This window comes from Endozoicomonas sp. Z74 (assembly GCF_057680865.1).
The window spans coordinates 1-13,182 of the sequence record NZ_JBLYZI010000129.1 but is presented as its reverse complement, the minus strand read 5'-3'; the positions used below and the strand labels follow the sequence as shown (position 1 = coordinate 13,182).

The window sequence follows — 13,182 nt, the reverse complement described above, 5'->3', positions numbered from 1 at the left end:
CAACAAAATACCTGTCTCGTTACCTCGGGTGGAAAAGGTTTCTTAAAACTCAACTCTTCTCAGAGGAGGCTTTTTTAGATCAAGTTTCTATACATTGGGTAGAGCAACACTTAATTTGAACAGCGCCCTGTCGGAGTATGTACCTACTTCCTCCTCGCAGCTTGTGCAGACTTCTACGGCATAGTTTAAAGCGTTAGCCAGTGTTTCTGTGTAGCTCCCTTTTAATGAATAAATTTGAAAGCCATCACTGACCAACAACTGGCAAGGAATATCACCACTGTAGATATGCTCAGCAGCAAGGTGACGGTGGGTTGCGCTTTGTTGGCATGGGGGGAAAGGGCATTTTGCTTGATTATGAAATGACTGAATATGCTGTTTTAATCTGGCCCGCCGTAGTAACGGGTTTTGTCTGCAGTCAGGGAAAGGGCACTGAATGGCCATGGATCGTTCTAGTTTCGACTTTACATGTTTCTTATTTGCCTGATATGTTTTCCGCTGAGCCGTTTCAGCTTTTTTCAAATATATAATTCTATAATGCCGGTTTGATTCAACATGTTCTCCCATATGGATATAAAGGTCTCCAATATCATTAATGGTATTCCCTTGGGAGCAGAGTCTACACAGATACAGAAGTCGGAGTTGTCGTTCGCAAAAGCAGGTTGGGGCTTGTTGAAGGCTGGGGGCGCATTCTTTGCATAGGGGCTTCTGGCAGCAGGATGTTTTGAACCCGTTACGGGGATTAATAGGGTCACCGCAGGAGACACACTGTAACTGATCGCTATCAGTCATTAAAAGCTTAGATGCCGGTAATTTTCGTTTATAAGGGTCTTGCTCATCTTCATCATCTCCCGGGCTGCCAGCTCCTGATATCCCTTCACTGGCAGTAATGTTTTTGCAGAGTATAGAGCCTGGTTTTTGTGCTGCTACCTTTACGGGTACTGAGCTATCGGTTCTGGCTTTTTTAGAGGGCTGTGGGCAGGTAACAGGCAATGACTTTATGGTTGTGTAAAAAGGCGCCAAAAAGGAAACAGAAAAGAGCGAGGGGAAGTCTTGCGAGATGCGATGAATAAGTTTCATGGCCTGCCTGAGCGGTGGAAAAGAAGGTGGCTTCTGCAATTAGAAGAATAGAAATAATGCTTTTTTTCATCAGGGAAAATGTTCAGTGGGTCAATATTTGAGGAAGTTATAGTGCAGGATTAATAGGAGAGCCATGTAAGGTCACTCAAGACTTTACTGGGAGGTAGTATCTGATTGGCAAGGATAGATTGGCGGAACCCTCAATATGGGTGTAGCCTGTGGTTTTAAAAGGCTATGGAATTGCCTTTTTCTGCAGAGCTGTCACAGTTGCTGGTGGATATGCGGATAGCTGTGTTCTGGTTATGATTGTGATTATTGATGCGGCGGTCTTATCAAGATAAGTGAGCTTGCGATGAAAAAACTGAAGAATGAAAAAGAGCTGGTAAAAAAAGCCATTGAATTAGGGATGAAATACGGTGAGCAGCGGGGGGTGGTGGAGTTTGAAGCAACAGATTCCGCCAATGAAAAAATAGAATATATCTATCGCCTTCTGGTGCATGATAAATTACTTCAGCCTCTTCCGGAGGATCAGGTCTCCCAGAAATCCATGAAACATAAGCTGGCTATCTGGGCTTCCCGACAGAAATAGAAGAGAGCAGTACACTATTCACTGCTCTCCCGGTGGTTAGGCCAGCCCGTCTGGCAGTGGCAGAAGTGAAGGCCAGGTATCCGTCGGATACCTTTTCTCTATAGTCTGGGAGCCAGGAACACAAGCCGATAAAGGCGTGGCTTCATTTTCATCACTCCTGGAGGTGTCTATGGCAGGTTCAGCCAGTGAATACAGGAGTCAGGAGGACTGGGATCAGGAATACCGGGAGGGCGCTCATTGGGAAAAATCAGCCAATCCTTTCCTGGTGGATTTCGCCATGGGTTTACCAGCGGAATGCCGGATTTTAGATGCCGGCTGTGGAAGTGGGCGGGACAGCCTTTTTTTGGCAGAGAAAGGCTTTCGAGTGACCGGTCTGGACCTCTCGCCAGTTGCTATCAGAAAGGCCCGGGATGAAGCACTGAAACAGGGGTTGGAGGTTGACTTTATTACCGGGAACCTGGATCACCTGGAGCCATTCAGTAACGACTGTTTTGATGCCATATATTCCGGATATGTCATGCCCGGTATTGATATGGAGTGTGTACTGCCCCAGCTTGCCCGGGTTCTGAAGCCACAGGGGCAGGCGTTGTTTGTAGCACTCTATGAAACCCTTTATGATCCCCCCTGCCGGTTTGACCTGGTGGTGGATCTGAAGGGGCTGGAGAAGCAGATACGTTCTTTTTTCAGAGTGACAGGCCAGCAGCAGGACTGTTTTGAAGAAACCGATCAGCATGGATTCCATCGGCATAAAAGAGCGATCTTTCATCTTGCCTCCCGTAGCAGACCGGTTGTTTGATGATAACGAAGCACCAACAGACTCTGAATGGCAGGGGCTGTTCTAAGGGAGATTGGTTTGCCCCATTGCATTATTGAATATTCTGGAGAGCTGGAAAGTCAAGTTGCTCCCGATCGGCTGGTGGACCTTGTTTTAACGGGTGCTCTGGCATCCAGACTGTTTAACGACACAGCTATCAAGGTTCGTGCCCGGCCCTATGATCATTATTGGGTGGAAGGTGGTCGTATGAATTTTGTTCATGTGACTGCCAGAATTCTGTCGGGCAGGAGCCCTGCACAGAAACAACAGCTTTCTGCAACGATTCTTCACCAACTCCAAACCCTTCAGGTCGGCCCTGTTTCTTTGACTGTTGACGTTGTGGATATGGAGAGGACGGTTTATTCGAAATGCGTCGTTTCCTGAACCCTTTTGATCAACCGGGTGGTTGGGGCTATATCATTTCGTCGTAGGTGCTGGAACAAACCAGTTGCATATTCGATGACAGCCGCCGTCCCAATCGGCTTTTGGCTTCACAGATGCTGTGAAACAACAGCGGCTTGTCACCTCGGTTGCTCAACAGGGGCTCCCCCTCCACCTGACAGAGATAAATATCACCTTCATGGCTGAGGAGTTCAATGAAAGGGCGTTTTTTACGGCTTAAGGTTTTGAGTTCTTTAAGGGTCATTCGTTTCTCCTGTGTAGAAAGGGTTAGCTCAGCGCTAAACCCTGACTTTAAAAATGTTTTCTGGGAATCAGTTCTCCTTCAAAAGGGTTGTCCAGCCATGAACGGCTACCTGCATTGCTGGCCATAGGATAGGCATGCATGATTTTGCTGACTTGTTCTTTGTCGGAGGGGGCGATATCGATGATCAATAACGCTCCACCCTGTTCAATATGGTCGTGAAAGGGTTGCAGCCGGTAATTGTCACTGGAGGCTCCGATAAGCCCTCCTAGCCAGGTGGAGAAGCCAAGGGTTATCAGTACGACGAACAGTGTTACTGCAGGGCTGACAGGAAATCCTTCCAGAAGAGAAAACGTAGAAAAACCTGCCAGTGTGGCCAGTAAAACGCCCACTATAAAGCCTCTTTCACCGCTGTGAATGGTGTCAGATTCTTCCAGAAAGCTGAGGTCCTGAAGGTGGTATTCCTGAGTACGCGTATGGTCCCGATGAGCAATGTGTATTCTTTCATGATCAATACCGGAACTTTCAAGCATCTCTGTCAGCTCGCGGGCGGTTTTTAAGCCTGGTAGTAGATACAGTTGTTTTTTCATTAGTTCGCTCCTTCAAACAATGAATAAAAACAGGAAGCAGAGAAAGGTTTGATTTTAGTTAAGCACCTTTATTTCATCCGCTGATTAAGGCAGCGTTATCCTTTAGTATTAGAAAGTGGGTTGTTTTTGGGGTGTTTAATTATCTTTGATGGGTTTGTACGCAGGAATAGCCCAATTGGATTTGAAATAATGGTTACTATTATTATTTGACTGAGTCCAGAGTGGAGTGCTGATTAAAAACAGGGAGTTAGCCTGTTATGGTGGTCTCAGAAGAGATGCACAATCCGCAGGGGGAAGTCAGAGCCGCATTCAGCGGCTGTCAATATTATTTCTGCGCCGGAACTCCCCCGGGGTGATCCCTGTCCATTTTTTAAAGGAGCGGTGAAACGCACTCAGTTCTTCAAACCCCATCATGACCGCGGCGGCGGTGATACTGATATCGGGTTGGCTGAGGTATTTGATGGCCTGATCCCTGCGGCATTCGTCCTTTACCTTCTGGTAAGAGGAGCCCTCTTTTACCAGGTGTCTGCGAAGGGTTCTGATGGGAATATCGATCATCTCGGACACTTCGCTGAGCTTGGGAATGTTGCCGCTCTGTTCACGGCTGATCAGCGAACGCATTTTTGGGGCCAGGTTGTGATTGTGCTGGGTAGTCTCGATATCGAACAGGGCGGAGGGGCCTGCGTTCAATAGTTGATCCAGGCTGGCTTTTGTCTGGTTGATGGGCAAGTCCAACGCTTCTGCACTGACCTCAATGGCGTTTTCTGCCTGGTCAAACAGGATCGGGCATTCAAAGTGGAAGCGAAAGTCTGTGAGGTTCAGCATGGCAGGGCCTGTCAAGCTGACCGAATGGACCTCAATGTATTGCCCCGTCAACCAGCAGCAGAAGCGGTGCCACAGAGCCAGGCTGTAAACCATTCGAAGCTGTCTGGAGGAATTGATGGCTTCCCTGGGCAGACCGCTGTATCCGGCATGAAGGAGGCGAAGACGCTGACCATCTTCAGATAATTGGAAAAGCTGGGCGTTTTCGGGAAGAGTGCCGCCAAAGGTGGGGCTGCCGGCCAGAAAGTGGCGGGCTTTATTCAGGGCCGTTCTGAGGGTAGAGCATTCAACCAGGTGGTAGCACATGGTTTGAAGGGAGTCCTGAGGGATCTTGCAGTTGGACCGGTATTTAGTGATTTCACCTTGCAACAGTTCAGATACAGAAAGGTACAGCTTTCTAAAAGTTTCTGGAGTAACGCCCTCGGGTACTGATTTCTCCTGCTCCAGTGGGTTGAAGTCCAGTTTTACATCCCTGGCCAGCTGCTCAATGTCACAGCCTTCTTCCGCAGCCACTTTCAGGAGCGGGACGACATAGTTGACCGGTATCCGACACTCAGTTGCCATTGTCGTTATTCTCATCAGTCCATAGGCGTTCAGATGCTGATGGTGTCGATCCTGACAGTACCAGCACTGCAATGACAGGTCAGCCGACCTCAGGGTATGAGGCGGCTGTCTTTTTTTAGGTCATGCCTTTATACCATGAAAGGCGCATTTTGCGCTTCTTCAGGCTTCATAGCGGAACAGGAAATAGCCTTTATGAATTTCAGTTAGTCCATAAAAGAGCTATTTTTTGTACAGCTTTTTGCTTGGGGCACCGTTTTCACCGGGCCACATGGAACTGCCGATGGTGTCGGCAAAGGGCCAGAAACCCTTTGGATCCAGTGGTTTGTCAAGAGTGATGTTTCTTGCCTTGAAGGTGGGGGTCCACAGGTACGCCTCGGGAGTGCTCTTAACGGGCAATAGCTGGGCGACAGGGTCCCAGGGGCTTTCGTTCAGAGTCAGGGTGCCTTCCACTTTTTCCAGACAAGCGGTGCCGTACCGGCTGTAGACCCTGACTACATGGGGAGGGAAATCATAATTGTTGGGCATCATGTCCACGGCGCGGGAGTATTTTACCCACCACTCGTTCACTTCAACGTCCTGCATTTCCTCAGTGATTTCTACCGGGCCTTTGACTTTGCCACTGAACTCCAGGAAGGTGTGCCCCCGATGGACGACGCTGGCTTTAACGTCATCAAACATCCGGAAGTATTTGGTTTCTGCATAGAACTTGGGTTGTCCCCAGCGTTCTTTACTTCCGTAAACAACGGCTTCCTGGTCGATGCCAATACCCATGGTGTATTCGCCTTCCACACCGTCCACATCAGCGGCGATATTCACTACAACGCCGTACTCGGGTTCATTCAGCACGGGGAAATTGTAAATGATGAGGGTGACTCTGGGGGTTTTAGCCGGCTCTATGCCTGGAGGGAGGAGGCGAGCAATGCACTCAGGATCGGTTTCATAGGTGATCTTGAGCATAGGCCAGTTCATGATGTCGCCGGGCTTGATCATAGGGGCTTGAGGATTGTTGCTCATAGCAGGTTCTCTTGTTGTTATTATCTGATGCAGGTGACGGCTTTCCCTGAGGAGAAGCCGTCACTGGTTATTTGGAACAGAATGGCTGCCTATTGTTCAAGCAATGGCCAGCAGCTCTTCCTTACGGGTGGATTCCTCCAGCTCCTGTTCATCGTAGAACTGGTTGAACCATTTCCGGTACTGACCAATAGGGCCATCACCGTCACAGAGGATGGGAGTGGCTTTGTACACCTTGTTTTCCCAGATGGGGATGTCCTGCTGAACCTGGTGGCACAGCTCTTTGACAAAACCATCCGCATAAATCTGCTTCATTTCAGACTGGGCTTTGGGCAGGGTGAAGTTAAAGCGAAGGTGAATGGTCTGGTCGTCGATGGGGGTCACTGTGCCCATAAGTACCACTTCAAACAGACGCATGAACTTCTGGTAGGTTTGTCCCGGGCCTACATTGTACGACTCCAGCCGGGCTGCCTCGAGGTTGTCACCGGTGTGGTTAACGGAGCCGTCTTCTTCTACGGCATGGGTGTTGGCATCAAACACGGTGCTGCGACGGTGACCTTCCATCACCACTTCGCTCTCCGGCATGAACGGCACATTATGTACTGTGACGAAGTGGGCGATATCGGCTGCGTTCTCACCGGTTTCCTGAATAATGGATTTGATGGTCCAGTCAAAGGTCTGGAATTCAGTCCAGCCTTCTGCTCCGACCTCGGCAATGGTCTCCACTTCCCATTTGGGAGCTTCTTCCTTGGGGTGGTACCAGGCCCAGATCATCTGATTACGCTCAACCACCGGGTAGCTGCGAATACAGGGCTTGTCCTTGACTTTGGGAGGGGTGCGCTTGGCGTAAGGAATATCAGTAAGCATCCCGGTTCCATCAAATTTCCAGGCATGGAACGGACAGCTGACGCTTTCCCCTTCAACAATGCCGCCTATACCCAGATGAGCGCCAAGGTGGGGGCAGTAAGCATCCAGAACTTTCGCCTGGCCGGACTCGGTGCGGAACAGTACCAGATCCTTGCCAAAGTATTTCAGAGGTTTGACTTCACCTTTCTTCAGATCTTTTGAGTATTCCACAGCGTACCAGCCAAAGGGAATTGGCTTGTTATAGCGCTTGCTCATGGGGTGATTCTCCCAAATCCTGATTTTATTGTTTTTTGTATTGGCAATGCTGTCGCCAAACAGTCCACCGCGGTTGATGGTCGGTATACAGCCGATTACCAGGCCATGGCTTTTTTATGTCATTCAACCGGCCTCCCTTTCTGTGGCCATTCAGCTGCGATCACAGGCGGGAAAGGAAAGTTTATGATGTAATTCGGTAACTGTTGTAAAACAAGTTACACCAGTGTAACTTTGCAATCAAGTATCAAAATGCGCTGAAAAATTGTCCCAGATCAAAATTCAGGCAGGTTTGGTGCTGGGGGGAGCTTCTACTATCCGGCTTCCCTCTGTGTCAGTAATGGAGAAAAAAAATAATGAAAGACTTCAAAGACAAGGTGGCCGTCATTACCGGTGGTGCCAGTGGGGTAGGTCGGGCGATTGCCCAGCTGCTGGGTAAGGAAGGCGCCAAAGTGGTTGTCTCTGACATTGAAGCGGGAGCCCTGGATAAAACCGTCAGCGAACTCCAGGCCAACGGTGTCGACAGCATGGGATTTCAGGCGGACATTACCAAGCAGGAAAGCCTTGAGGCGCTGGCTGAAGCCACTCTGGAAAAATACGGGGAAATGCACCTGGTATTTGCCAACGCGGGGGTGGGTACCGGTGAAGCCGGCAATATGTGGGGCTACAATATGAACGATTGGGAGTGGGGGTTTCGGGTGAATACCTGGGGGCTGATTAACACAATCAACGCCTTTTTGCCCAAGTTGTTGGCCCAGAAGCAGGAGGCCAATTTTGTGATAACCGGCTCCGGAAATGGTGCCTACTTCATGCTGCCACACACGCCTATTTATACGGCCACCAAGGCGGCGGCACAGGCCATCACTGAAAACCTGTATTTCCAGCTTCAGCAGATGAACTCAAAGGTTAAGGTGAACGCGCTTTTCCCTGGACCCCATGTAGTAAATACCGGCATTTTCAATTCTGAGCGCAACCGTCCCGAAGACCTGCCTGAAGATCCCAACAAGCCAGACTCCGGCATTCATTCTGTTGAAGATATGAGAGCCATTATGGCCCAGTTTAAAATGGAGCTTCAGACCACGGAGCCGGAGGAAGTGGCCGAAACCGCACTGCAGGGGATCCGGGAAAACAAGTTCTGGATTGCGCCCATGACGGACAAGATTCGCACTGCCATTCAGGAGAGAACAGACAATCTGCTCAATGGAGTGAACCCGACGCCTCCAAATGTTATCTGACCCCTGGCAGCCTGCCGGACTTACGACAATTTCGGCCTAAAATCCAGAAAGAACGGCCAAATCTTACGATGAATTCGATTAAATAGACCGGCTACTTGTGCCCTATGGGTATTCGCACGAATCCATCGAAAGATTTGACTCGTTCTACTGAACTTTATGCTCGAAAGCATAAGTCCGACAGGCTGCTAGGATGAGATGAATAATTCAGCCGTTTCACTATGAGGTGATTCGGCTGTTTGGAAAACACATCAGGCTGCTGACGGGAAATGGCAGCCTGAATGCCAGTGCATGTCTTTTATAAACAGGCTTTTTCTAAAAGGTTTTTTATAAAAGTGCTGCTCTCATTCAGGAGGATAAAAGGCGTTGACAGTCCAGACAATGGGGCGCCGGGAGCGCAAGAAGCAGGCGGTAAGGGAAAAAATTGCAGAACAGACCATTGCTCTGATCCGGCGACAGGGGGTTGATGGTGTGACGGTGGAAGGCATCTGTGAAAGAGCCGATATTGCCAAGAAGACATTTTATAATTACTACAGTTCACGGCATGAGCTGATGAACGAGATCTGCAATTCCACCATCCAGTCGCTGATTCAGAGCATGATTGATCATGCCATGACTGAGGGAAGAGACCTGGAAGAGCAGCTGGATATATTGTTCGCGATTCTGAAGAAAAGCTACACCCGTGCGGACCGGCTTGAAAAAGAATTGATTGATTATATGGTCAGTCAATTCCCCAACCATCGAAGCCAGAGCGCTTATCAGCTTGATTTCACCCACAAAGGGTATGTCCGGTTGTTTGAGCATAATGCCCATCGGTTGAAACCGTTTCTTGATCCAATGTTCTGTGCCGAAATCACCGTGGCTATGGTCAATGGCCTGACTTTAAACTGGCTGAATGATGATGCTTATGATATCGAACAGCGGCTGGATGCTTTGAAAGAGTATTTGACCGACAGCTTTTTGATACCTTCTTCCAGTTGATCTTTCTCAATTAGAGGACAAGCCAGGTACTTTTCTCGCGGTATACCCCTTGAGCAAAATTCATAAGACAGAGCTGGTTGCTCGGTTTTTTTATCCATAAAAACGTTCAATAAGTATAAAAAAAGGAGAGAACGATGTCCGGTTGTCTTGAGAATAAAGTTGCTTTTATTACCGGTGGCGGCAGTGGTATCGGTGCCGCCACTGCGGAGCGTTTTGCCCGGGAAGGAGCCTATGTGATTGTCTGTGGGCGTCGTCTTGATCCTTTGCTGGCGGTGACTGAGCGTATTCAAAAAGCCGGTGGGCAAGCCAGCGCTGTAGTGGCAGATGTCAGTAATGAGCAACAGTTTGTCGGGGCACTTGAAAAGGCGGCTGATACCCATGGTCGCCTGGATGTTCTGGTGAATAATGCCATGGCATTTACCTGGGGCGCCATTGAGGGTATGAGCACTGAGCAGTGGCATGGAAATTTCAACACTTCTGTGGACGGGACGTTCTGGGGCACCCGGACGGCTCTGCGGTTGATGAAGAAGACCGGGGGAGGCTCTGTGGTGAATGTGTCATCCATCTGCGGCACCCTGGGAACGCCCTGGATGTCCGGGTATTCAGCGGCCAAGGCCGCGGTGATCAATTTTTCCAGGGCCGCTGCGGCAGAAGGTGCGAAGGATGGAGTCCGGGTGAATGTGGTGGTGCCAGCTGTGGTGGAGACACCTTCAACCGCTGGCATGTTGGCGGATGCGGACAGCCGGGCCAGTACCGAAAAACTCATCCCCATGGGGCGAGTGGGGCAACCGGAAGAGCTGGCCAGCGCCATTGCCTTTCTTGCCAGTGAGGATGCTTCCTATATCACCGGCGCAGAACTTCCGGTGGACGGCGGTCGTTCAGCGGTGCTGATTACGGCAATGGAGTGAGGCAGGCAATGACACACCATCAATTATTCACTCCTCTGGTACTGGGGGAGCTGGAATTAAGCAACCGCATTATCATGGCCCCCATGACCCGCAACCGGGCTTCCCGGGATGGCGTGCCAACGGACCTGATGGTCCGGCACTATGCCGATCGTGCCGGGGCCGGATTGATTGTAGCGGAAGGTACCTGGCCCAGTGTGGCCGGTCAGGCGTACTGCCGACAACCCGGCATTGCTACCCGGGAGCAGATTGAGGCCTGGCAGAAGGTGACCCGTGCCGTCCATGGCAATGGGGGCAAAATTGTTCTGCAGCTGATGCATTCCGGACGAATTGGCAGTAGTAAAATCAAACCGGCCGGTGCGGATACCGTTGCGCCGTCGCCCATTCAGGCCCGGGGCGAGATTTATACCGACAGTGATGGTATGCAGCCCTTTGATTTTCCCCGTGAGCTGACAACCATAGAAGTACAGGCCGTTGTTGAAGAGTTTCGGCAGGCTGCTATTAACGCTCTTGAAGCGGGGTTTGACGGAGTTGAGTTGCACTGTACCAGCGGTTATCTGCCTATGCAGTTTCTTTGTTCAGAAACCAATCAGCGCACGGATCAGTATGGCGGGAATGCCGTAGGGCGGGCCCGGTTTGCCTTTGAGTGTCTTGAAGCCATGGCTGGGGCTATTGGCAACGGCAGGGTTGGGTTGCGGATGAACCCGGGGAATACCTTTAATGATATTCAGGATGACCAACCCGCTGAAAGTCACAGGGAGCTACTCCGACAGGTGGCTCCGTTAAAACTGGCCTATCTGCACATCATGCGCTCACCCTGCCTGGATATTGATGCGTTTCAGCTGGCCAGGGAGTCCTTCTCCGGAGGGGTGATTCTTAACGATGACTTTGATGCTGACCAGGCGGAGCGGGCGCTTGCGGATGGGGTGGGAGAGGCAGTGTCGTTTGCCCGCCATTTTATCGCCAACCCCGATCTGGTCGACCGGATCAGGCATCGTATTCCCCTTTCTGCCTTTGACCGCAGAACACTCTATACGCCAGGGGAAAAAGGCTATAACGACTACTCCAGGGCGGTCTAGCAGCCCTAGCATAGCTGGACGGCTTTCGAGGTTCCGGAAGCCGTCAGTCTCAATTAACGCACCCGGATTTTTGGAGCCGGTGTGTCCCCGCGCATGTTCAACAGGAACTGCTCAAAGGGAGCGGGTTCAGCCACTTCCGGTAAAGCGTCGGGATCAGGGCGGTTTAGCCAGAACGTTTTCCAGGAGGGGAACAGGTCATGGAAGGTTCCCTCGTAAGGTTCCCTTCCGGGCCAGCGCATTTTTCGATCGCCAATGGGTGGCTTGTTCAGGTCGGCGGCATACCAGTAGCAGGGCAGACGACGGCGGAAATACCAGCGGCCATCGATCCGTTCATAATCATCCCAGTAGAGCATCTGCATAATGACCCACTCTGCCCCGGTTTCATGCTCATTCTTGGAGTAAACCACACCGATGGCGTGGTCAGGGTCGACCAATTCAATGATGTGCTGGCCAAGGTGATGGGAGGTGCCGGTAAACTGCTCCCGCAGGGTGGTATCTACCCAGGCTTTTAAATGGTCCCGTCCGGTTTTTTCCCGGCTTACCCGAATATCCGGGGCAAATAAGCCCACGTGGGCATCCACGTCCCTCATGTCCAGGGACAGCGAATATTTGCCCGCCAGCTGTCGAATTTCTTCTATGGATTCAAGCCGGTCGATCCGTTTCAGTAAAGTAACATCAGACATTTACGCATCCTTATTAGATCGAAAGCTTCACAGAAAAGCCATGCCGCCATTGACGGTGATGTTCTGGCCGGTCATAAACGACGACTCATCGGACGCCAGAAAAGAGGCCACATTGGCAATTTCATTGGGCTCCCCCATTCTGCCCAGGGGAATGGCGGCAATCATCTGGTTCATCCAGTCTTCCGGAATATCTGCCATCATGGGGGTATTGGTAGGGCCGGGAACAATGGTGTTAACGCGAATGCCAGAGGGAGCCAGCTCCCGGGCCATGCTTCGGGTCAGCCCCATAACGCCCGCTTTGGCGGCACAGTAGTGGCTAGGGCCTTCACCGGTCACGGCGGCGGTACTGGAGACATTAATAATGACGCCACCCCCCTGTTTGTGCATTAACCGCCCCCCTTCCCGGCAGCACAGGAAAGTGCCGGTCAGATTGACTCCGATGACTTTCAGCCAGTTTTCGTCCGGGGTATCCAGGAAGGCATCCACTGAGCCGATGCCGGCATTGTTGACGATGACATCCAGGCGGCCGAAACGTTCTTCGATATCGTTGACCACCTGTCGCACGGATTCCGGACTGGCAATATCACAGGCCAGGGCGGCAACCGTGCCATCAATGGGTTTCAGTGCCGTTTCCATGGCCTCCAGGTTGATATCGACGGCGGCGACCTTCGCCCCTTCTTCAGCAAATTTTTTGACAAGGGCCAGCCCCATGCCCTGGGCAGCCCCGGTTACCAGAACCACTTTATTATTATGTTTCATTGTTTTCTCTGATATTGGTTGGTTGGCTTCTCTGAAGCACCCGCATCGGGGTGAGACCCATTGACAGTACTCTGTTTAGTGGTTGGTCAACTGGTCTGAAAAGACGATTTTATCCGGCATGAGGATCGTTCGTTTGGACGATAACAGGGGGTGGTCAGCGTGTTAGGGAAGGTGCGATTAAGTCCCTAGCCATGAGATAATACTCCCATCGCTTCCAGCTTGAGTTTCTGTCCATGAGCCAGCTTAGTTTCGCAGACAGTGAGTTTGTCCATAAACGCAGAACCACCCGCAAAGAGCGCTTTCTGGCAAAAATG

15 protein-coding genes are annotated in these 13,182 nt (G+C 50.8%); 7 read left to right on the top strand and 8 right to left on the bottom strand.

From position 1 onward, the window contains the following. Nucleotides 1-87 precede the first annotated feature (87 nt). Entirely contained in the window at nt 88-1,077 is a 990-nt protein-coding gene (locus ACNRUY_RS23510; RefSeq protein WP_488114104.1) for a hypothetical protein, read from the bottom strand. A gap of 352 nt (nt 1,078-1,429) precedes the next feature. On the opposite strand from ACNRUY_RS23510, the gene ACNRUY_RS23505 reads away from it, so the two are divergent. The 3 genes from ACNRUY_RS23505 to ACNRUY_RS23495 all read left to right on the top strand — a co-directional run bounded on the left by ACNRUY_RS23505 (nt 1,430) and on the right by ACNRUY_RS23495 (nt 2,864). After that, on the top strand, nt 1,430-1,666 hold the full coding sequence (locus ACNRUY_RS23505; RefSeq protein ID WP_488114103.1) for a DUF5062 family protein: 237 nt from the start codon (nt 1,430-1,432) through the stop codon (nt 1,664-1,666). A gap of 169 nt (nt 1,667-1,835) precedes the next feature. After that, nucleotides 1,836-2,462: a class I SAM-dependent methyltransferase gene (locus ACNRUY_RS23500; protein ID WP_488114102.1), complete on the top strand. Its 627-nt coding sequence runs from the start codon at nt 1,836-1,838 to the stop codon at nt 2,460-2,462. A gap of 57 nt (nt 2,463-2,519) precedes the next feature. Then, a complete protein-coding gene (locus tag ACNRUY_RS23495; protein WP_488114101.1) occupies nt 2,520-2,864 on the top strand; it encodes a 5-carboxymethyl-2-hydroxymuconate Delta-isomerase in 345 nt (114 codons plus the stop codon). 28 nt (nt 2,865-2,892) lie between these two features. Here the strand turns inward: ACNRUY_RS23495 and ACNRUY_RS23490 are convergent, their stop codons facing one another. The 5 genes from ACNRUY_RS23490 to ACNRUY_RS23470 form a co-directional block, all read right to left on the bottom strand. Continuing rightward, nucleotides 2,893-3,126: a DUF6482 family protein gene (locus ACNRUY_RS23490; RefSeq protein ID WP_488114100.1), complete on the bottom strand. Its 234-nt coding sequence runs from the start codon at nt 3,124-3,126 to the stop codon at nt 2,893-2,895. Nucleotides 3,127-3,173: 47 nt separating this feature from the next. Continuing rightward, complete coding sequence (locus tag ACNRUY_RS23485; RefSeq protein WP_488114099.1) at nt 3,174-3,713, bottom strand: hypothetical protein; 540 nt, start codon at nt 3,711-3,713, stop codon at nt 3,174-3,176. Nucleotides 3,714-4,022: 309 nt separating this feature from the next. Continuing rightward, nucleotides 4,023-5,099, bottom strand: a complete 1,077-nt coding sequence (locus ACNRUY_RS23480; protein ID WP_488114098.1) for an AraC family transcriptional regulator — start codon at nt 5,097-5,099, stop codon at nt 4,023-4,025. A gap of 219 nt (nt 5,100-5,318) precedes the next feature. Continuing rightward, nucleotides 5,319-6,113 (bottom strand): acetoacetate decarboxylase family protein, encoded by a 795-nt coding sequence (locus tag ACNRUY_RS23475; RefSeq protein WP_488114097.1) that lies wholly within the window; start codon nt 6,111-6,113, stop codon nt 5,319-5,321. Nucleotides 6,114-6,209: 96 nt separating this feature from the next. Next, the gene (locus ACNRUY_RS23470) at nt 6,210-7,232 is read right to left on the bottom strand and encodes a Rieske 2Fe-2S domain-containing protein (RefSeq protein WP_488114096.1); all 1,023 of its coding nucleotides are present in this window, start codon (nt 7,230-7,232) and stop codon (nt 6,210-6,212) included. Between the two features lie 353 nt (nt 7,233-7,585). Here ACNRUY_RS23470 and ACNRUY_RS23465 point away from each other — a divergent pair, with 353 nt between their 5' ends. The 4 genes from ACNRUY_RS23465 to ACNRUY_RS23450 all read left to right on the top strand — a co-directional run bounded on the left by ACNRUY_RS23465 (nt 7,586) and on the right by ACNRUY_RS23450 (nt 11,426). After that, a complete protein-coding gene (locus ACNRUY_RS23465; protein ID WP_488114095.1) occupies nt 7,586-8,464 on the top strand; it encodes an SDR family NAD(P)-dependent oxidoreductase in 879 nt (292 codons plus the stop codon). A gap of 363 nt (nt 8,465-8,827) precedes the next feature. Then, complete coding sequence (locus tag ACNRUY_RS23460) at nt 8,828-9,442, top strand: TetR/AcrR family transcriptional regulator (RefSeq protein WP_488114094.1); 615 nt, start codon at nt 8,828-8,830, stop codon at nt 9,440-9,442. A 134-nt stretch (nt 9,443-9,576) separates the two neighbouring features. Beyond that, on the top strand, nt 9,577-10,350 hold the full coding sequence (locus ACNRUY_RS23455; RefSeq protein ID WP_488114093.1) for an SDR family NAD(P)-dependent oxidoreductase: 774 nt from the start codon (nt 9,577-9,579) through the stop codon (nt 10,348-10,350). A gap of 8 nt (nt 10,351-10,358) precedes the next feature. Beyond that, nucleotides 10,359-11,426: an alkene reductase gene (locus tag ACNRUY_RS23450; protein WP_488114092.1), complete on the top strand. Its 1,068-nt coding sequence runs from the start codon at nt 10,359-10,361 to the stop codon at nt 11,424-11,426. A 53-nt stretch (nt 11,427-11,479) separates the two neighbouring features. On the opposite strand, the gene ACNRUY_RS23445 is transcribed toward ACNRUY_RS23450, so the two are convergent. Both ACNRUY_RS23445 and ACNRUY_RS23440 read right to left on the bottom strand, forming a co-directional pair. After that, nucleotides 11,480-12,109 (bottom strand): nuclear transport factor 2 family protein, encoded by a 630-nt coding sequence (locus ACNRUY_RS23445; RefSeq protein ID WP_488114091.1) that lies wholly within the window; start codon nt 12,107-12,109, stop codon nt 11,480-11,482. A 27-nt stretch (nt 12,110-12,136) separates the two neighbouring features. Beyond that, nucleotides 12,137-12,868, bottom strand: a complete 732-nt coding sequence (locus ACNRUY_RS23440; protein WP_488114090.1) for an SDR family NAD(P)-dependent oxidoreductase — start codon at nt 12,866-12,868, stop codon at nt 12,137-12,139. Between the last annotated feature and the right edge of the window lie 314 nt (nt 12,869-13,182).

Coding starts and splice junctions, on each gene's coding strand:
- ACNRUY_RS23510 (WP_488114104.1), bottom strand. CDS start 1,077: ATGAAACTTATTCATCGCATCTCGCAAGACTTCCCCTCGCTCTTTTCT.
- ACNRUY_RS23505 (WP_488114103.1), top strand. CDS start 1,430: ATGAAAAAACTGAAGAATGAAAAAGAGCTGGTAAAAAAAGCCATTGAA.
- ACNRUY_RS23500 (WP_488114102.1), top strand. CDS start 1,836: ATGGCAGGTTCAGCCAGTGAATACAGGAGTCAGGAGGACTGGGATCAG.
- ACNRUY_RS23490 (WP_488114100.1), bottom strand. CDS start 3,126: ATGACCCTTAAAGAACTCAAAACCTTAAGCCGTAAAAAACGCCCTTTC.
- ACNRUY_RS23485 (WP_488114099.1), bottom strand. CDS start 3,713: ATGAAAAAACAACTGTATCTACTACCAGGCTTAAAAACCGCCCGCGAG.
- ACNRUY_RS23480 (WP_488114098.1), bottom strand. CDS start 5,099: ATGGCAACTGAGTGTCGGATACCGGTCAACTATGTCGTCCCGCTCCTG.
- ACNRUY_RS23475 (WP_488114097.1), bottom strand. CDS start 6,113: ATGAGCAACAATCCTCAAGCCCCTATGATCAAGCCCGGCGACATCATG.
- ACNRUY_RS23470 (WP_488114096.1), bottom strand. CDS start 7,232: ATGAGCAAGCGCTATAACAAGCCAATTCCCTTTGGCTGGTACGCTGTG.
- ACNRUY_RS23465 (WP_488114095.1), top strand. CDS start 7,586: ATGAAAGACTTCAAAGACAAGGTGGCCGTCATTACCGGTGGTGCCAGT.
- ACNRUY_RS23455 (WP_488114093.1), top strand. CDS start 9,577: ATGTCCGGTTGTCTTGAGAATAAAGTTGCTTTTATTACCGGTGGCGGC.
- ACNRUY_RS23450 (WP_488114092.1), top strand. CDS start 10,359: ATGACACACCATCAATTATTCACTCCTCTGGTACTGGGGGAGCTGGAA.
- ACNRUY_RS23445 (WP_488114091.1), bottom strand. CDS start 12,109: ATGTCTGATGTTACTTTACTGAAACGGATCGACCGGCTTGAATCCATA.
- ACNRUY_RS23440 (WP_488114090.1), bottom strand. CDS start 12,868: ATGAAACATAATAATAAAGTGGTTCTGGTAACCGGGGCTGCCCAGGGC.